Genomic DNA, 19,726 nt, shown 5'->3' on the forward strand with positions numbered 1-19,726 from the left:
CGACTTCCCCCTCATTTTTTTAATCCGTCGATGAACCGGAATCTTTAATATTCAACTTCACATCATATGTCACGGGAATTTGACTAAACGTTTCATCCCAGTTTTTTTTGACCTTTGTCCATACTTTAGGATATTTGATCCTTAACTGCTCTCCAAATCCGGCTACTTCCACCCGATAGGTATTCTGCATTTTACCCATAACCTGATGTATTTGTTCTTTGACGGTATCCGCAAACTGTACCTCCAAACCCTGAATGTACTCATCTGTTGAAGGAATCTCTGGAGCACTCCAATCTTCCATCAGTTGGCCTTCTGATTCAATCTTTACATGAAAAGAAATGTTATCGCCTTGAACTTTTGGCGTAATTTTACTCTTGCTAGACTTGATTTCGTACGTTACCGTATGCCCCTTAGGCGGAGCGTACGATTTCACCGCTCCTTCTTGGGCCTCACCAGTTATCCAGGACAATCCTTCAAGTTCAATCTGATTTAAGGATCCGATCCACTTTTTCGTTTTTCCTTTATAGATCTCTGCCCCTGAGAATTTATGCTCACCTTCAGCTGTAAGGACATTTTGCAGTAAAAAGCTTGCTCCTGACTGCATCTTCCCGTCAAGTTTCGCGAGAGATACTGGAGGGAGAATCTTGTTGGAGCGGTATGAGTTAGCCACCACCCCCTTCAAATAAAACGCTGGGATCTCACCCGGCTCCTTGGAGCTAAGAGCTTCCAAGGCTGTTCCATGACTTACCAGAACAAGGGAGCTAGGACGGATATCATTATCTCGCAAAATAAAATCAAGTAGCTGCTCCAGGCTATATTTCTTGGTCAATTCATGGGAAACAACAATGACCTTTAAATGATGACCAATAAGTGGACGGTCTCTTCTTAGAGCAAACTGACGAAAGATCTGAAACAGGGAATCTCCGGTTAACCTTTCATTCAAAAAAGACTGCCCCACGGAAGCACCGGCATTTTTTTGATTTTCCTGTTTGGGTCCAATTCGCGGAACGATCTGTACGGTAGCTGTAAAATTGTTATTCTTGGGATAATGACCCCCTTGTTGATTAATACTCTTTTCAAATTTTGATTCGTCAGCCACGTCAAGCCCTAAACCCACATAAACACTTAGATCTTCGATTTCTTTACTGCTCCAGCATCCAGACGTAAACAATAGCAGCAACAATGTTAACAAAATGGTGAACTGCCTTCTGAAGCTGCTCAATTGTACTTTCCTCCTTTTTTTCGGATCATACTCAACAACAGAAGCAAAAGTGGTACAACCCCAAACAAATATATGGATACATTCCCGACAGCATCGCCTAGTTTGAACGTGTCGTTCGCATTCTCTGGTAGCATAGCAATGATGTAAATGATGGGAAGCAAAATGATCATAAATGGTAGCAGTTTTTTCTTAAACAATTGTGAACATCCGAGAGAAGCAGCATAATGGGTAATGGTAGAAGTAGAGAAAATCTGCATAATCCAGATAACCAGCAACAAGGATTCGAATCGCTCGAAGACCAGACCTTCGATTTCAAAGCTGCGCATCAAGTCAAGGGTTGGCCACGTTCTTGTTTTCATGCCTTCAATGGATAAGCTGCCAATGACCATAACCAAGGTGATCAAGTAGATGCCCATAGGAATAAGGATGCCCCAGACCATGGCCTTCTTTCCCTTTTCCGGATTTCTCATAAAAGCCATCACTACAAACATGATTTCATAACCTGTATACGCTAAAGTCGTAGGCTTAAGACCTTTAATAACAGGCATAATCCCCTCTCCCAACACAGGTCTCAAATTATTGATTTCAAACAGGTTACTGCTCAGAAAAATGGCCAGCACAAAAAGAATTAGCGTAATGGGCAAAATGATCTCATACAAGCGAGCCATCGAATTGACACCACCTGAGATCAGATAAAAACCGATCCACATAAACACCATGACAATGGCCCATACCGGGGTTCCCTCCAATAAATATAAACCGGTGACATCAGCCATCACCCTGATTTCAAAGGCAGAGATAGTAATGAAATATGCGATGATTATTACTCCCAAGATATAAGCAATCCACTTTCCCGTAATTTCCTCAGTGAATTGGAAAACCGTCTTCCCTGGAAATCGTCGGCACAGAGTCACCAGGATTATCCCCATCAACATAACGAACAGACCGGACAATATTATTGAAATCCATACGTCAGGCGTACCTGCAGCCGTCACCGTGGTTCGAGGAAGTGTGAGGATTCCTGCACCCAACATGTAGTTGATGATAAAGGCTGCGGCTTGAACTGTCGTCAGTTGGTCTTGTTTACGATTCATGGTTCACCTCCTGAATATCCGATATGCCTACTTTTTGCGATCAGGGTCTTTTGGATGCATCATACTTGGACGCTTCTTCATCATTCCTAAAGGTGCTCGGATAAAGAAATCTTTCCAATCCGATAAGCTGTAAGGTACAGCCGGAGTGACATAAGGTACTCCAAAGCTCTTTAACCGAACGAGATGACTGCAGAGCAACAAGAAAAACATGACTACCCCAAACAATCCATAGGTCGCCGCACTGAACATTCCTACAAAACGCAATATACGAAGTGTTATCCCGGCACTATATGTAGGGATGGAGAACGAAGAAATCGCAGTGACTGCCACAACAATAACCAGAAACGGGCTGACAATTCCGGCCTGTACGGCGGCATCCCCAATAATTAGACCACCTACGATACCCATTGCTGGCCCAATTGGCTTGGGTAGACGTATGCCTGCTTCCCGCAAAATTTCAATCGAGGTTTCCATAATCAGCGCCTCAATAACAGACGGGAAAGGCACACCTTGTCTAGTTTGAATAATGGTTAAAGCGAGCTTGGTCGGAATAAGACCCGGATGGAATGAAATAAAGGAGATATACAAAGCAGGTGCTAGCAGTGCAATCGTAGCAGCCAAGAAACGAAGCATACGCAGAAACGTCCCCGGAATCCAGCGCTCGTAATAATCTTCGGGAGATTGAAGCAGCATGCTAAAGGTCGATGGTACTATTAATGCAAATGGTGTCCCATCCAGTAAAATAGCTACACGCCCCTCTAACAACCCACTGACTACACGGTCGGGCCTCTCTGTATTCTGAATCTGTTGAAAAGGACTCAGTTCATCATCTTCAATCAATTGTTCCACATAACCGGATTCAAGCATGATATCCATGTCCAGGTTCTGGATTCGTTTTTCCACCTCGGTGACCAGCTCGGCATTGGCAATATCTGCGATATACGCAATAACCAGATCCCTCTTAACCCTGGCTCCCACCTGATGTTTGATCATAAACAACTCATTATTGCCTCCGAATTGCCGCAATATTCCGGTATTATCACTTAACCGCTCCGTAAAACCGATTCTTGGCCCACGAAGCAGTGCCTCAGATACCGGCTCTTCAAGGCTACGACTTTTCCCTTTGGCTGAGCCAACAAGAAGAGCACTGGCCACTCCTTCAATAAATAGAGCATTTTTGCCGTTAAGAACCGCTTGCGCCGCTTGTTGCAGCGTCTCCGCTTCCTGAAGTTCACCAACAGGCAAAAGACTACTTTTCACGTAAGCTTTGACCTCATTTTCATCTCTTGGTACTTCAAATATATTCCGCTCTGAATCGGGAACCCCCTTAATCATAAGGGGCGTGAAGATGTGAGTATCTAACCGATCATGATCAACTAACCCTTCCACGAAAATGACAGCTGCGGGTGTATTCGTTCCTCTTATCATAAACTCTCGTATACATACGTCTGAATTTTGCCCAAACGTTGTTTTTACACTTATCAGATCTTTAGCATAATCCCCGGTCAGCCGTATATTTGCGTAATTTCCAGTCTCTTCGTCCGAAGAAGAAATGATTGATGCATTCTGATTTTGTTGATCTTTATTGGTAAAGGTTCCTTTCTTTAAGGATGATCGCAACCACTGATACCCCTTCATGTACAATATCGGTATCAAAAATAATAAAAAGGCCTGTCCCCAAATTGGCCACTCCGGCAAATAAGCAAGTATTTTCGACCACATCCGGCTCACCCCATTATCTAGACTTTCTTGGTAACTTTGAGTATTGTTTCCCCGATTGCTCACAATAATTCCCGTTTTTTTGAACGACAAAAAAGCAGATGCCTCTATTGGCACCCGCTTCCCTACAGGGTTATGGAGTTTTCCTTGTCTATACGATTTTGGTTACGTGCTGTGCCTTCTCATCCAGTAGATGTGCAGACGCCGCAATGGTTGTAAAATCATTCAGTGCGACCTCGATCTGCTGCTGGCTTCGCTCCACATATCCTTCTACCTTCTGTGTTCCCCCAGAAATGTTCGTAATCTCTTTCGTTATCCCATTCACACTATCCCGAATCTCATTAATGGAATTTTCGACCATGGCCGATAGTTTGCGTACTTCCTTGGCTACTACATCGAACCCGCGCCCATATTCGCCCGCATGCGCCGCTTCAATTGCAGCGTTCAGAGCCAACAGCTGAGTCTGCGACGCAATTTCGCGGATCGTTTTAACAACTCCCTGGATAGAACGAGCCTGTTCTTGCAAATGACTCAGTGTCGCTCGGTTGTGGGCAGAAACTTCAGATATATACGTGATACTGGACATCAGCTCACGGCTTCGCTCAATACCGATATCAGCATGTTCATTCAAATCATGTGACATCGTCTTCAGTTCGTTAACTACAGCTGTAATATTATTTTGACGGATTGTGATATTGGTAGCTATTTTGGACACACCCAAAATATTCTGATTCAACTCATCATAGACAGGCATATATGTCGCCTCAAGCCATACGGGATTTCCCTTTGCATCCTTGCGTTCAACCTTGTCCTGGAAGCTAGTACCGTTAAAAATACTGCTCCAAAATGCGTTATAGTCAGGGCTTTTCGCGAACTCGTCGAAACAAAATTGCTCATGCTGCATACCGTACATCTCCGCTACGGTATAGCCCATCGTCTGGGCAAAGACTTCATTTACATAAGTAACCCGACGATCCATATCGAATCGAATGATAGCCAGACTTTTCTCCATCGCCTTAATGACCAACGCATCGGTAACAACATCTTTTTTTTCCACATCTACTATAGGCAAAGCAATCCCCACTCCCTGACTCTTCCCATGATTAAACCGTTCTCATTCTGGCAGTTCCTGCTGTAGTGCAATTATGTACTCAACTGAATAGAGACGACTCTATTATTGTATACTCCAATTGCAGTCAATTGGATCACTCCCAAATCAATTAACAAAAATACATTGCGGTTTGACTTTTTATACCCAATAAACTAACTGTCTAAACATTATATTTCATGAGCAAATTCTAACACAAAAAGAGGCGGATTAACCGCCCCTAATTATGGTATACCCTTCCATACTTCTGATGTTATCTGTAGTCGTTTCTGTCTATTAAGCTGCCCTATTCATCTATCAGCCTCGCGGCAATTTGTCAGCATACCGAATCCGCAGATCAGCGAGTAACTCCAGCTTGGACAACGCCTGCTCCTTCTGCCTCAATCCCACCGCCAGCACCAACTGCTCCATTAAGAGGAGCGGAGTAACCATGGAATGAAATTCACCAAGCTCCCCTCTGCTGACATAAAAAGATAACTCCGTCGCCAAGCCATATAAGAGGTCTTCCCGATCTGTTACAAGTACGGCTTTGCTGCCCGTATCTCTGGCATAATCCAGAATGACTTCTGCTTCAGGCAAGAGTCTTGTAAAGCACATCAGCAGCACAACATCCTCCCGCTGCATGTGCATCAGTGTTTCCAATATTTCATGACCACCTCCGGCTAGATGGATGACCGTCAATCCGAATCGGGATAGCCGAAAGGACAATAATTCTGCCAATCCTGCGGAGGGCCCTGGAGCATATACATATACTCTTCGTGCTTCTGCAAGGATGGCTGCTGCGTGCTCCAGATCCCCCTGCTTCATATGGGACAACGTCTCCTGCAAGTGGCTAACAGAGGCCTCTAGTAACTGAACAGGAAGGCTGTCCGTATCCATGCGGGATATGGTTTTATTTAATTTGAGGGCAGGTGTAGTGTCTTCGGATGTACGAAGCCGGATTTTAAACGCTTTGGCATTATCATATCCAACCGCCCGCCAGAAGCGGGATACGGTTGCAATACTGACTCCCAGCCTGTCGGCAATCTCCTGTTCCGTCATGAACAGAATATCTTCCGGATTCCGCTCAACAAAATCAGCAATTTTTAGATGGCCTGGCGACAGCTGTTCTTTATGAGTAAACAAATTCATTCCGTATGCACTCCTTTTCTCGCTCTGCACTCAGTATATCAGTTGAGAGAACAAGGAGTGGGTTATGTATGTAATATTTTTTTCATTAATTTTAGATTATGTAATAAAAATTACATTTGATTTACAAATGTCTTCTTTCCCGTTAATACTCTGCCCCTAGACTGTGGCTATGATGATCACCAACTTTCAGGGAGGTATGTATCGATGAAGAAGATGACTGAGCGTTATACGCTGACGTCTTCACAGAAAATGATGGTGTTTGTGCTTTCCATGTCACTGTACGGCTTGTCCAACATGTTCACAGAGCTTATTCCCAAGCTCCAGCTTGGACCGATTGAATTATCTGTTGAGTACTTTGCCTTCATTCCGCTGACACTTTGCATTTTGTTCCACCCCATGATTGCTGCCCTTGGCGCGGCTCTTGGCGAAGTGATCTTCGGAGAGCTGATGCTGGGGCAATTCGGCGGACTGGGCGAGCTGGAGAAATTCATTACCTTTTCCTTCGCCATGTATGTCGCAGGACGTATGGTCAGTGATCCACGCAATCGCAGACAGGTCGGAATCGCAGCCATGACAGGAGTCATCATTCATCAGTTCCTCAGTTCACTGGTGGATATCGGTAAAGTGTGGATTGGTGTAGAGCAGTTGGAAGCCGTGCCTGGTCTTGCGGAAAGTGTTGTTCTGATTGAAGGGGTTGGCTTTTTAAATGACGTGTTGTTCTCAGGCATCCTATTCGCTCTGTTGCCTACGCTGTATCTCGTACCCCTGCTCTATGGCAAAATTGAACCACTCCTCGGCATTAAACCTCGTAATCCAGGGATGAAATATGAAGGCATCGGCTTTTTTCGTCCGAAACTGATCCTGATTGGTGTGCTGCTGCTTGCGCTCGCCTTTGGTGCGGAATCCCTATCCGAAATGGATATCAACTTCGCGGTTTGGGAGACGGACTATGCAGATCAATATGGTTCGGCTTCTATATGGATTAGTATCGGGGCTGCTGCATTGGTTGCCGTGGTAACATTAATGATCATGCGCGCTAAACGAAGCAAAAATAAAACGGTACCCGGTACGGAGAACCGCCCTTATGCATAATGAAATGTCCACATCAGCTCCTGTTTCCGCATCGGATTCCGCCATTTCCATTCAAAATGTCATCTTTACGTATCCTGGCTCGGAAGAACCTGTCCTGATCGGAGCTTCGCTTGAACTCCCAAGAGGCAGTTTCACAGCCATTATCGGGGGCAACGGTTGCGGCAAATCCACTCTGTGCAAGTTGTTTAATGGCCTTATTCCCCAATTCTACACAGGAGACTTCTCCGGTGAAGTCCATGTTCTTGGCATGTCAGCCGAAGGCCGGAGTGTTGCAGACCTGTCCAGAAAGATCGGTTACGTCTATCAGGATTTCGACAACCAGCTCGTGCGGCCCACCGTTTTGGACGAGGCTTGCTTTGCACCACTCAATTACGGCCTGCCCAACTATCGGGAGCTCGGTGAACGCGCACTCGCCATGTGTGGCCTGGATGCCATTCATAACCGATACATCTGGGAATTGAGCGGTGGGCAGAAACATCTGCTCGCCCTGGCCGGAGCTCTGTCGCTCGACCCCGATATCCTAATCGTGGATGAACCTGTCTCACAGCTTGACCCGCAGCATGCAAGACTTATCTATGAGTGCCTTTCCAGATTGAATACGGAATATGGCAAGACGATTATCGTCATCGAACACCATACTGAATTTATCGCCAACTTCTGCGCAAATGTGGTATTGATGGACAAGGGCCGGGTCTTGTGGAACCTCCCTGTTAGGGAAGGTTTGAATCGCATTAGCGATCTGGAGCGACTTGGCATTCAGCCTCCTGAGGTGACACGGGCAGCTGTTCAGGCTGCGGAAATATCTCAGGGCCAAAAAACAAATGCGAACCCCTCAGATCCAGGACATCGCTTCCCAATTACTGTGGAAGAAGCAAACGTTTATTTTGCCGAACATTACCCGTATATGCCATCCGATTCTTTACAAAATGAACCATCATCCTATTTGGATTTGGTACCCGACGTTCCCAATCAGATGATGCACTCCGAGGGCCTAACGATTGCTTCCGCTGCTGAACCATTGATTCCTATCGTTCAGTTTCATCAAACTCGGCTACGTTACAGAGGACTGGGCAAAAAAGAACATGAAGTCATTCGTGGTGTTAATATTTCACTCCATGAAGGAGAACGGATTGCCTTGATTGGCAATAATGGTGCCGGCAAATCCTCCTTATTGAAGATGATGGCTGGCATTAGCCTGCCACAGGAAGGCAGTGTCAGTGTTCTGGGTGAAGTTACGCACCGTTCCTCTTTGGAGCAGCTGGCGGGTAAGGTCGCCTATATTTTTCAGAACTCTTCCGAGATGTTTATCGAAGACAGTGTCCGCAAAGAAGTCGCGTATTTCCTGAAGAACCGTCGTATCCCGGAAGCTGACCTGCAAATTGCACATGTATTGGAGCGTTTCCGGCTTACTCCGCTGCAAGAGAGGGGTGCCCGGCTTCTCAGTGGTGGACAACAGCGACGTGTCACACTTGCCATCGGTGCAGCCATGAAGCCTTCACTTATGCTGCTGGATGAGCCTACCGCCAATCTGGACCTCGCCACTCGCGAGGAACTGATAGGTGTGCTGAATGAGCTGGATCAGCATGTGCAAACAACCGTCATTGCCACGCATGATATGCAGCTGGTTACCCAGTGGGCCAGTCGTGTTATTGTGCTTCACAATGGCCAGGTGGAAGCAGATGGCACACCTGCCGACGTGTTTGCAGATGAATCCCTTCTGCGCCGCTCCGGGCTTGCACTTACCCAGATCATGGAGCTCTCCCATCGGATGGGACTGCCTACACTTTCACCGACAACCGAGGCCTTTGTTGACAGCCTGTTGAATCAATCAATCACCAAGGAGGATATGCATCATGCAGCTCGTCCGCAACTGGTTTGACAAAATATCCATTGAACGCATTCAGCTTGAGCTGATGAATACGGTATATGGCAGCGGGCATGCCAGCCTGTCGCGGATTGATCCGCGTGTCATGCTGATCTGGTATCTCTTTTTCGCCATCGTCCCCTGGTTTGTTCATAACGGAACTGTGCTGCTCGGCATGTTTCTATTGATGGTGACGACCACCATACTGTCCAGAGCCGCTCCTTTTATCATTATCATTCTTTGCCTGGGCTTAATCGGCCAGGTCGGGTGGATGTTTATCATCTCACTGTTCTTTGGTGGCAATCTGGAATCTGCATTCCCTTTGCTGCTGCTCACCCTGAAGCTGTCGATCGTCTCACTCGCAAGTATCACCGTCTTTTCGGGCATGGACCCGGAACGGATCGGTGATGGGTTGCTTGCGCTCGGCATGCCTGCAACGTTCTCCTTCAGCCTCTCTTATGCTTACCGCATATTGCCGGTGCTGTTCGGTGAATTCCGCAATATCATGCTGTCCTACAGATTGCGGGGTCAGGTTCCCTCCCGGCACGGATGGCTCTACTGGCGGCTCGTTGTCTATTATATGAAGCTGTTCGTTGTATCTTTCTTCCCGCTCATGCTGGCTACCGCCAAACGTTCCCGCACAACCGTGGAAGCACTGGAGACACGCGGATTCTCGTACGGCATGAAGCATCCCGAGTCCAAACGCCTGAAGCTGGCTCATCTGAAAATCAGCTCACGTGACCTCGGATTTCTCGCCGGATCGGTAATCTATGTTACATTGCTGTTCTGGGTCGGCGGGTATTACGAGATTCTGTAATTCAAAATAAAATGCTGTAACTATTCATACCATTAACCATTCATGGAATAAAGGAGTGTCTTCTATGCGCATTGATCTTCATACACACGGCAAATTATCCAAAAACTCTGATTTCTCGGTTGATTACTTCACCGAAATGGTCAACGAAGCCAAAGCAAGCGGGCTCGAAGCCCTCGCGCTCACCGAACATTTTAACACCCGCAACTTCTACGAGGTCTATGAGACGCTGGATCGTCTCTATCCATACAACGGCGAGTACTACGATGCAGATGGACTGCGCATTTTTCCCGGTATGGAAGTGGACATTCAGGAGACAGGACATATTTTGCTGGTGGGTCAAAAAGAACATATCCTTGCCGTCCGCGTCGGTCTGGAACCATATACAGCCAAAGGTTCATTCATTCCTTTTGCAGAACTGCTGGATATGGCCGAAGCCTGGCCTCTGCTGAAAATTGGCGCACACCCTTTCCGAGAGTCTACTCCCCTGCATCAGCTGGACCGCGATTTGTTGCTGCGTCTGGATGCCTTTGATCTAAACGCCAAGGATTTGTACCAATACGGCATCGAGACGTGTCGCGGACAGGTTGAACCATTCGCCCAGTCCCTCGGTAAACCCATCACAGCCGGAAGTGATACCCACCAGTGCCTGCAATACGGCAGTGTCTTCAATGTACTGGATCGTCCATGCGCATCGGTTGCCGAGCTCAAAGAGCAGATTCTCGCTGGTACGTACAGCATCGAAATATCCAACGATCTTCCTCTCCGCGTCAAAGCCTCCGTTATGCTGAAGAAAGTGATGAAACGTCTTGCCAAGTTGGACGGTAACCATTTGCAGAAAGTTTAGGGAGTAGAAAACCACAACTTCCAAATAATTCAAAATGAGCCCAAAGGATATTTATCCTTTAGGCTCATGACGGATTCATTTTCACTTCATTAAAAATCATGCACCGTCACACAGAGCTGAATGACGATTCCGAACGGATCACGCACAATTCCATACCCCGGACTAAACTCGTTTTGTTCATAAGGCACCAGCACCTTAACCTGCTCATGTTGTACCAGCGAATTATACAGCTCTGTCATCGTACTTTTATCTTTCGATTGAATGCATAATGACGTGCTGTTTCCCAGCTGCCAAGGGCGACCCGTATCCATTTCTTCCTCAGCAATCATCAATTTGTTTACCCCGATCTGGAGTACCGAATGTGTAATATATTCATCCTGCCCTTCAGGATACTCAAACCCTGGATTCATTTCCTTCATCTCTTTGTAATTTTTCTTGAATAATACGTCAGCCCCCAGGTACTTCTCATAAAAAGCAATGGCTGCAGCAGCATCACCATTCATCGACAGAAACGGGATCACTTCAAAATTCATCTGTATTGCCTCCTTCGTTTGATTGGATTACACTGTTTACTATAACGAATAAAGGTGCCAATCTCTGGCACCATTGAGAGGTTCTATTATGAAAAAATCGGAACGAATGAACCAGATGCTGCGCTTTATCAATCAAAAACAGCACTTCACCCTGCAAGATCTCATGCAGGAGTTTCAGATATCCAAGAGAACTGCATTACGAGACATCGCGTCATTGGAGGAAATCGGTGCACCCATTTATACCGAATATGGACGTTATGGGGGATATCGTTTGCTTCAGCAGATGCAGCTGCCTCCCATTTCATTTAATACGAGTGAGCTTCATGCCCTCTACTTTGCCATGCAGGCCTTGCGCAGCTTTACCAACCTGCCCTTTCAGGTCTCTTTTCGTTCCATTCACGAGAAGTTTCTAAGTGCCCTATCCGAAAACCAGAGACAGGCTATCGAACAAATCCAGCATCGGGTCTCTTTCAGACACACCGAGCAAATCCGGGATAGTGAGCATTTGGAGTTTCTATTAATGGCCGCTGCTGCGAATATAGTGATACAGATTACGTATCAACATATTCGCAGCAGTAGTAGTACCCCAGATAACAGCTCAAATCCCGACAAACCCCAGCCCAGCATACGCACCATTCAGCCAATCGCCCTCTATGCCATGAAAGGCTACTGGTATTGCCAGGCGTATGATCTCGATAAACAGGCGTACCGTGTATTCCGTTGTGACCGAATCACCTCATCCGAGGCGACAGATATCGAACCTATACCACGTATTAATGAACTCAATCTACAGGATGCCCACTCGTTATGGAAACCATCAGAGAACGCTATCCCATTTAAATGTCTGATCAATGAAGCCGGGGTTGAGCTATTCCAGCAAGAACAGTTTCCATCCATGCGGATCATTAACGAATCTGGAGCTGATAATGGACAAACTGGATACGCCTATTTAGTCGGGGCGTATGAAGCCCATGAGCTTGAGTTCATCATTCGTTATCTTGCAAGCTTCGGCAAGTCCATTAAGATCTTGGAGCCAGATCACTTAAAAGAATCCTTACGACAGCACTATCTGGATTTGCTTGACCATGTTTAACTACCACCACCAACTAACCATTTGCAATGTGTGCCCGCAACAGGAACCAGCATGAAGATGATCCTCCAGAGACCTCATCGTACATCAATATTGATCTTTTATCGTCAAAGTCTGGACTCTGATTTATCATGAACCGCTGGAGAGCTTTTTTTATTGCCTATCACCACCTGAACCATGATTTGCAGCACGATGATTATAGCCAGACCATAGAATGCTTGAACAAAGCTGTCCGTAGTATCATGGAGCCAACCGATCGCCAGTGGACCGAGGGCGCCCAGAATGTAACCGCCCGATTGAGTCATGGCTGACCAGGCGCTGGCTTCCTGAGCGTTATTCGTCTCATCAATGGGCAGCATCAGAGCGATCGGAAACAGTCCCCCGGCCCCAATGCCGAGTGGTATCGCAGCCAGCCAAGGACTAACGGACAGGTTCAGCATTAGGACACCTATCAACTCCATTAACGCACATCCAACAAGCCAGAATACACGTCTTTGGTAACGGTGAACAAGCATTGGAATGAATAACGTAGACGGCAATGAAATCAACGTAAATAACGTTTGGATGCTGCCGGCAGTCTCTTTTGTGTATCCCTGGCTCTGGATCGCAGGCGCAAGCCATGCAGTCAATGAATAGAAAATCGCTGCCATCAGTCCGAAGAATAATGTCAGCAGCCACGCTCGTATATTTTTCACTGGAAGAGCTTCTACGTTCACAGTAGAAATCTGCCCCGATTGTCGATCTTTTCGTGCTACCAAGGCTAATCTCATCCAGATCGGTAAAGCAATTGCTGCAAGTAATGCCCATACCGATAGTGAACCCTTCCACGACCCTCCCAGGATATTTTGAAGGGGAACCGATAGCCCAACACTAAAGCTGGCCCCCACGACCATTGCTGTAGAGTAAAGCCCCACCATGGCAGCAACTCTCGTAGGGAAGTACTGCTTGATAAAGCTGGACAACAGTGGTCCGGCTAATGCAATCCCTACACCGGATAGAAATGAAGTAAACATCATCAGAGGCGCTGCACCCACGAACAACCGCAATGCCGTACCAATTCCAATAAGGATTAGAGCCAAAACAATCGCGCCCTCATTCCCCCACCTCCTGCTCAGCTTTAAGGAAAATGGAGCGAATATACCCATACATAATACGGGAAGCGTAGTTAACAGACTTGCGGTAATTCCGCTAATACCCAGATCACTTTGTATGGTACTCATTAGTGGTGAAATGGATGTAATGGGTGGTCGCAAATTCAATGAAGCCAGAATAAGCGCCAGAACAATATAAAATAGTTTCACTATGGATCACCTCATGTATTGTTATATAGTTGCATTCACTCATGATCCAGGCTGTAGATCTTTTTGTGGTGCAAGACTAGTATAGAAGCATTAGAATGATTGAACAATACAATAGTTTCTATTAAAATGATTATAAAAACCAATGATTAGAGGAGAGGCATATGGAAATACGTCAAATGGAGAACTTTATCGTCGTTTGTGAGGAACTCCATTTTACACGCGCAGCAGATAAAATCGGCATTTCTCAACCTACCTTGAGTCAACAGATTCGAGCGTTGGAGGATGAGTTAGGCGTTCCCTTGTTCGACCGGGTAGGTAAAAAGATTGTGATGACCCAGGCCGGGACACTGTTCCTGGAGCATTGTATACAAATGGTTCGTCATTTACAGAATACCCAGGATGCGTTAGCTGAATTCCGTAATGATCAGCGAGGCAAGCTGGTGATTGGAGTCCTACCGTCCGATTTGGACTACCGTCTTACTCCACTGCTCGTTCATTTTCATGCCCATTTTCCAAAGGTGAAATTAAAGGTTGTTTCTTCCATTTATGTATTGAATCAAGTGCTGGATAACGAAGTCGACATCGGCATTGAGCTCACTTCGATTTCTGATGACCGTCTTGTCCGCATTCCCTTGTGCAGCGAAGAATACGTACTCGTCGTTTCGGAGAACCACGCTTGGGCTGAACGAAATGAGATTGGAATTAAGGAACTGCGCGATATTCAGACCGTAATGTTCCCGGAAGGGTTCACAGGCAGAGAACTGGTTGATGGCTATTGTCGCAAATATGGCTTTACCTTGAATACGATCATGGAGACAAGTTCAGCAACCTCCATTATTAGTCTGGTCAAAGCTAACGTTGGCGGAACAGTGCTGCCCTATCCACTGATCAAGGCAATGAATGAACCGACACTTCGCATCATCCGTATCACGGACGATGCCCCTTACCGTCACTTTGAGATCATTCATCGGTCCGATCGTTACCTGACCCAATCTGCCAAAGCATTTATTGAGAAAACCATTGATTATTTTAATCAAGGATAAGCTCAGAGGGAGAGTGACTTGAATGCAAATAAAAGAGGTTAACTTGTTCACCCATCAAATGGAGGCCATGAAGCAGTTTTACGGTACGTTATTGGAGTTGGAGCTGCTGGAGGAAAGTACATCGTCCATATCGTTTCGCACAGGAAATTCGCTCTTTTCATTTCAGCAAACTTCTGGTCAGGAAAAGCCCTTCTATCATGTGGCATTTACGATTCCGACAAACCAACTTGCTGAAGCCAAGAAGTGGGTTCAAGATCGAAACATTCCTTTGCTTTCCAAGGACGATAAAGATGAGTTCTATTTCCCCTATTGGGATGCGACTGCTTTCTATTTCTATGACCCGAGTGGTAATTTGATGGAGTTCATCGCTCACCATTCGTTGGATAATGCAGTCCAAGAAACCTTTGATTCCAGGCAGCTGCTATGCATTAGCGAGATCGGCCTGCCTGTCGATGATGTACCCAATACGATAAACAAAATGAATGGACAGTATCACCTTGAACCCTTTGCCGGAGACGGAAAACAATTTGCCCCCATCGGTGACGCGGAAGGCATGTTTATTGTAATTGACAAAGAGATGCCCTGGTTCCCAGACGGACGCAAACCCGGGGTATTTGCCACTGAGGTAAAAGTTGAAACTGGGCAAACTGGGAGCATTTCATTGCAGAACGGTTTGTACTCTATTGATTCCAATTAAATCAGAGAGTCCTGTATTGTTATTCTCCCTTTACTCCCTATATTCAACAAAAGTTTTGCTTTCTTATCACAGAGGACAATGCCTTTATATTAGTTGGTCTGGACACAGATAATTTGATTTTATTGCATAGCAAAAAGGGTCCTAATGACTATTAATCATCAGGACCCTTTTTTAAATATTATGATTTAACATCGTTGTTGAGATTAAGGATAAATCCCTTACTCTACCGTTACGCTTTTCGCCAGGTTACGTGGTTTATCCACATCGTGACCCAGTGCCAGGGAAGCGTAGTATGCCAGCAATTGCAATGCTACAACGGACAGAGCCGGGCTAAGCAGTGGCAACGTCTTAGGAATTGCAAACGCTTGGTCAACGGATTTCAGCAATGGTGCTACGTGCTCTTCGTACGTAATTGCCAGTACGTCTGCGCCACGTGCTTTCACTTCTTTGATGTTGCTCACAGTTTTCTCCAGAACGTTCTCCTGCGTTGCCAGAGCAATGACAGGGATACCGTCCTCGATCAATGCGAGCGTACCATGTTTCAACTCACCCGCAGCATACGCTTCGGAGTGGATATAAGAGATCTCTTTCAGTTTCAACGAACCTTCTTGTGCTACTGCATAATCCAGACCGCGGCCGATGAAGAAGAGATGTTCATGTTTGGAAATTTGCTCTGCATATCCTTTAATGGCTTCCGCTTGCTCCAGCATGGATTCCACTTGCTCAGGCAATGCTTGCATTGCTGCGAGCGTGTGAGCAATCTCTTCTGCTGTTTGTGTGCCACGAACTTGTGCAAGGTACAGACCCAGCAGGTTGAACGCAATCAATTGCGAAGTGTACGCTTTAGTGGAAGCTACAGCAATTTCAGGTCCTGCCAGTGTTGCAATCACATCATCAGCATCACGTGCAATAGAGCTGCCTACAACGTTAGTGATGGCGAGTACATGTGCACCATTCGACTGTGCTTCGCGCAGTGCAGCAAGTGTATCAGCCGTTTCACCAGATTGGCTCACCACGATCACAAGTGTATCTTTGCTTACGATCGGGGAACGATAGCGGTATTCGGAAGCAACATCTGTTTCTACCGGAATACGTACCAGTTGCTCGATTACAGTACGTCCAACCAGACCTGCATGGTACGCTGTACCACAAGCGATGATTTGAACGTTACGGATATTTTTGATTTGTTCTTCAGTCATTTTCAACTCAGGAAGTTGAACCTTTTTGCTTTCATTATCGATGCGACCCAGCATTGTATCACGATATGCTTTTGGTTGCTCATGAATTTCTTTCAGCATGAAGTGCTCGAATCCGCCTTTTTCTGCGGTTACAGCATCCCAATCGACACGAATCATTTCCCGAGAAATAAAGTTACCTTCAATCGTCATCAATTCGACAGCATCATGTGTCAATACAGCCATTTCACCATCATTCAGAATGTACACGTTACGTGTATGTTCCAGAATTGCCGGGATGTCGGAACCAATGAAGTTCTCGCCTTCACCAATACCAATAATCAATGGGCTTGCTTGACGCACAGCTACGAGTTTCTCAGGCTCATGCTCTGTCAATACACCCAGTGCGAATGCGCCACGCAACAACGTGATCACTTTTTGCACTGTTTTAACGATATCACCATTGTATTCACGTGCGATCAGGTGAGAAATAACCTCAGTATCTGTCTCGGAAGTGAACGTGTGACCTTGAGCCATCAATTCGTCCTTCAGATCCAGGTAGTTCTCAATAATACCGTTATGCACAACAGAGAACTTCTGGCTTCCATCCGTGTGTGGATGAGAGTTCTCATCCGATGGTTTACCATGAGTAGCCCAACGTGTGTGTCCGATTCCGGCATTACCTACCAGTGGTGCACCATCCAGCTTAGCTTCAAGGTTTGCAAGACGACCAAGAGCTTTCGTGATTTGCAGACCTTCTGGTGTAAATACCGCGATACCTGCAGAATCATAACCACGATACTCGAGTTTCTTCAATCCTTCGACCAATACCGATTGGGTGTTCTTATTACCAATATATCCAACAATACCGCACATAGTTTATTTCCTCCGATTGTATATGAATACTGTGTCACGAAGAGAAACAGGCTGGCACGGCATATCGAAAAAATGAAAATGATTGCCTAACGTATCATGAAAACTTTCAATTATTCAATTATCAATGATCAGAGCAGCCTCTTGCCGCTCCGCAGTCATAAGCTGTTATTAGATGCAATCATGAATGTACATCATTTTCCCGTCCGCGCACTGTTCACGCTCTTCGCGCACATTCATTTGAATTTTAGTTGAATCTTGCACCTACCGGCGCGTTGTGTGGACAGTCACCCATCCATTTTCCGCAATCCGGTTCACGGCTCTGGTGCATCACCGGGAGGTCCCCGCCGAACAATCCGAACACCTCCACCTCGTCAGCTTGATTGCCGTCGATCTTGCTCAGTAGCATCTTCATTATTTCAAGATTCATACCGATCAAAATCCTTCCCGCGCAACTTCAAGCTCTGGCGCTTGTGTAACTAGTACCTTACGATCCTCACTTTCTGTGTCTGAATGACGACTCCACTCATTATATGCACGTCAGGTTCATTTTGCAATGGAGCAAAGTACCTGTGACAATTTCGGCATATTTACCCACAATCCCGACCGGATAAACAGACCCATGGTCTCACTAGGCCGGGACGTAGGAATATGGATTTGTATGGCATAAACCCTGTTAGATTAAACCTTATGAGACAGTGATTCCCTTGAAACAACCGTGCTTGGAAGGCCTATAGATCAGGTCCTATACCAGTTCTTTTTGCACAACATCTGCAATTTGAGATACGAATTGTTCAAGTTCATCCTTATCTGGTCCTTCCGCCATAACGCGGATCAGGGATTCGGTTCCGGACGCACGAACAAGTACACGTCCATTATCGCCCAGATGCTGCTCCACTGTAGCAATAGCTTGCTCAATCGCAGAATTGCCCTCGTATTTGCTCTTATCTTCAACACGCACGTTCACCAATACTTGTGGGTACTGGGTCATCAGCGCCTTAAGTTCACTCAGTTTTTTACCGGAAGCCTTCATCGTGTCCACAAGCTGAATCGCTGTCAGCATGCCGTCGCCTGTTGTGTTGTAATCCAGGAAAATAACATGACCGGATTGCTCTCCACCCAGGTTATAACCCCCACGGCGCATTTCTTCCATGACATAGCGGTCACCCACAGCAGTCTTTGCTGTTTTCAGTGCCAGTTTCTCCGTTGCTTTGTAGAATCCGATGTTACTCATTACGGTAGATACCACGGTACTGTCTTTCAGCTTGCCTGCACGATTCATCGCATCACCACAGATGCACAGAATGAAGTCACCATCAACCTCAGCTCCTGTCTCATCAATAGCAATCAGACGATCCGCATCCCCGTCAAAAGCAAGGCCCAGATCCGCATTATGTTTCAGCACCTCTTGTTTCAAATGCTCCGGATGAGTTGATCCGCATTGCTCATTGATATTCAGGCCGTTAGGCTCAGCGCCAATGGCAATGACTTCTGCACCAAGTTCTCTGAACAATTTGGGTGCCAGCTCATAAGCTGCTCCGTTAGCACAGTCCAAAACAATTTTGAGTCCTGAGAACGATTCGTTTACCGTTGTTTTCAGGTAGTCCAAATAGCGATAACGGGATTCTTCATCCACAGTAACGGTCCCCAAACCACCACCTACAGGACGCGGCAATTGATCCGTTTCTGCATCCATCAGTTCTTCGATCCGGTTCTCCGTCTCATCGGACAGCTTGAAGCCATCTCCCCCGAAAAATTTAATTCCATTATCCTCAACCGGATTGTGGGAAGCCGAGATCATTACCCCTGCATCGGCTTTCAGCAGACGAGCAATATACGCCACTCCAGGAGTGGATACAACACCCAGACGAATTACATCGGCGCCAATGGACAGCAAACCTGCAACCAGTGCGGATTCCAGCATAAGTCCCGAGATTCGGGTATCCATACCGATAACCACTTTTGGTCTTTCCACACCACCTGCAAGTACATAACCACCACAACGTCCGATGCTGTAAGCCAGCTCCGCCGTTAACTCTTTATTGGCAACACCTCTTACGCCATCTGTACCAAAATATTTCCCCATGATCTAACTCCTTCTATTCGCATCATATAAGAGCATA

17 protein-coding genes are annotated in these 19,726 nt (G+C 46.2%); 7 read left to right on the forward strand and 10 right to left on the reverse strand.

Annotated elements, in window-relative coordinates:
- Window positions 1-19 precede the first annotated feature (19 nt).
- From DC345_RS24875 to DC345_RS24895, 5 genes are all read right to left on the reverse strand, one after another.
- A complete protein-coding gene (locus tag DC345_RS24875) occupies window positions 20-1,222 on the reverse strand; it encodes a Ger(x)C family spore germination protein (protein WP_113055474.1) in 1,203 nt (400 codons plus the stop codon).
- Complete coding sequence (locus tag DC345_RS24880; RefSeq protein WP_113055475.1) at window positions 1,219-2,316, reverse strand: spore germination protein; 1,098 nt, start codon at window positions 2,314-2,316, stop codon at window positions 1,219-1,221. The genes DC345_RS24875 and DC345_RS24880 overlap by 4 nt, the downstream gene beginning before the upstream one ends.
- A gap of 27 nt (window positions 2,317-2,343) precedes the next feature.
- Complete coding sequence (locus DC345_RS24885; protein WP_113055476.1) at window positions 2,344-4,038, reverse strand: spore germination protein; 1,695 nt, start codon at window positions 4,036-4,038, stop codon at window positions 2,344-2,346.
- A gap of 148 nt (window positions 4,039-4,186) precedes the next feature.
- Window positions 4,187-5,047, reverse strand: coding sequence for a methyl-accepting chemotaxis protein (locus DC345_RS24890; RefSeq protein ID WP_113055504.1), 861 nt, complete (start codon window positions 5,045-5,047; stop codon window positions 4,187-4,189).
- A gap of 393 nt (window positions 5,048-5,440) precedes the next feature.
- A complete protein-coding gene (locus DC345_RS24895; RefSeq protein WP_113055477.1) occupies window positions 5,441-6,274 on the reverse strand; it encodes a MurR/RpiR family transcriptional regulator in 834 nt (277 codons plus the stop codon).
- A gap of 204 nt (window positions 6,275-6,478) precedes the next feature.
- Here DC345_RS24895 and DC345_RS24900 point away from each other — a divergent pair, with 204 nt between their 5' ends.
- From DC345_RS24900 to DC345_RS24915, 4 genes are all read left to right on the forward strand, one after another.
- A complete protein-coding gene (locus DC345_RS24900) occupies window positions 6,479-7,366 on the forward strand; it encodes a DUF8171 family membrane protein (protein ID WP_113055478.1) in 888 nt (295 codons plus the stop codon).
- Entirely contained in the window at window positions 7,359-9,245 is a 1,887-nt protein-coding gene (locus DC345_RS24905; RefSeq protein ID WP_258530791.1) for an ABC transporter ATP-binding protein, read from the forward strand. The genes DC345_RS24900 and DC345_RS24905 overlap by 8 nt, the downstream gene beginning before the upstream one ends.
- Window positions 9,220-10,047, forward strand: a complete 828-nt coding sequence (locus DC345_RS24910) for an energy-coupling factor transporter transmembrane component T family protein (protein ID WP_113055479.1) — start codon at window positions 9,220-9,222, stop codon at window positions 10,045-10,047. The genes DC345_RS24905 and DC345_RS24910 overlap by 26 nt, the downstream gene beginning before the upstream one ends.
- 64 nt (window positions 10,048-10,111) lie before the next feature.
- Window positions 10,112-10,891 (forward strand): PHP domain-containing protein, encoded by a 780-nt coding sequence (locus DC345_RS24915; RefSeq protein WP_113055480.1) that lies wholly within the window; start codon window positions 10,112-10,114, stop codon window positions 10,889-10,891.
- 89 nt (window positions 10,892-10,980) lie between these two features.
- Here the strand turns inward: DC345_RS24915 and DC345_RS24920 are convergent, their stop codons facing one another.
- Entirely contained in the window at window positions 10,981-11,424 is a 444-nt protein-coding gene (locus tag DC345_RS24920) for a VOC family protein (RefSeq protein ID WP_113055481.1), read from the reverse strand.
- An 88-nt stretch (window positions 11,425-11,512) separates the two neighbouring features.
- Here DC345_RS24920 and DC345_RS24925 point away from each other — a divergent pair, with 88 nt between their 5' ends.
- A complete protein-coding gene (locus tag DC345_RS24925) occupies window positions 11,513-12,517 on the forward strand; it encodes a helix-turn-helix transcriptional regulator (RefSeq protein ID WP_113055482.1) in 1,005 nt (334 codons plus the stop codon).
- 104 nt (window positions 12,518-12,621) lie between these two features.
- Here the strand turns inward: DC345_RS24925 and DC345_RS24930 are convergent, their stop codons facing one another.
- Window positions 12,622-13,815, reverse strand: a complete 1,194-nt coding sequence (locus tag DC345_RS24930) for an MFS transporter (protein ID WP_113055483.1) — start codon at window positions 13,813-13,815, stop codon at window positions 12,622-12,624.
- Window positions 13,816-13,976: 161 nt separating this feature from the next.
- On the opposite strand from DC345_RS24930, the gene DC345_RS24935 reads away from it, so the two are divergent.
- Complete coding sequence (locus DC345_RS24935) at window positions 13,977-14,858, forward strand: LysR family transcriptional regulator (protein WP_113055484.1); 882 nt, start codon at window positions 13,977-13,979, stop codon at window positions 14,856-14,858.
- Between the two features lie 22 nt (window positions 14,859-14,880).
- The gene (locus DC345_RS24940) at window positions 14,881-15,555 is read left to right on the forward strand and encodes a VOC family protein (protein WP_113055485.1); all 675 of its coding nucleotides are present in this window, start codon (window positions 14,881-14,883) and stop codon (window positions 15,553-15,555) included.
- 218 nt (window positions 15,556-15,773) lie between these two features.
- On the opposite strand, the gene glmS is transcribed toward DC345_RS24940, so the two are convergent.
- The 3 genes from glmS to glmM form a co-directional block, all read right to left on the reverse strand.
- On the reverse strand, window positions 15,774-17,606 hold the full coding sequence (glmS, locus tag DC345_RS24945) for a glutamine--fructose-6-phosphate transaminase (isomerizing) (protein ID WP_076291158.1): 1,833 nt from the start codon (window positions 17,604-17,606) through the stop codon (window positions 15,774-15,776).
- 244 nt (window positions 17,607-17,850) lie between these two features.
- The gene (locus DC345_RS24950) at window positions 17,851-18,033 is read right to left on the reverse strand and encodes a hypothetical protein (RefSeq protein ID WP_063567047.1); all 183 of its coding nucleotides are present in this window, start codon (window positions 18,031-18,033) and stop codon (window positions 17,851-17,853) included.
- Window positions 18,034-18,348: 315 nt separating this feature from the next.
- On the reverse strand, window positions 18,349-19,689 hold the full coding sequence (gene glmM, locus DC345_RS24955; RefSeq protein WP_076291156.1) for a phosphoglucosamine mutase: 1,341 nt from the start codon (window positions 19,687-19,689) through the stop codon (window positions 18,349-18,351).
- Between the last annotated feature and the right edge of the window lie 37 nt (window positions 19,690-19,726).

Source organism: Paenibacillus taichungensis (assembly GCF_003287275.1).
Classification (GTDB): domain Bacteria; phylum Bacillota; class Bacilli; order Paenibacillales; family Paenibacillaceae; genus Paenibacillus; species Paenibacillus taichungensis_A.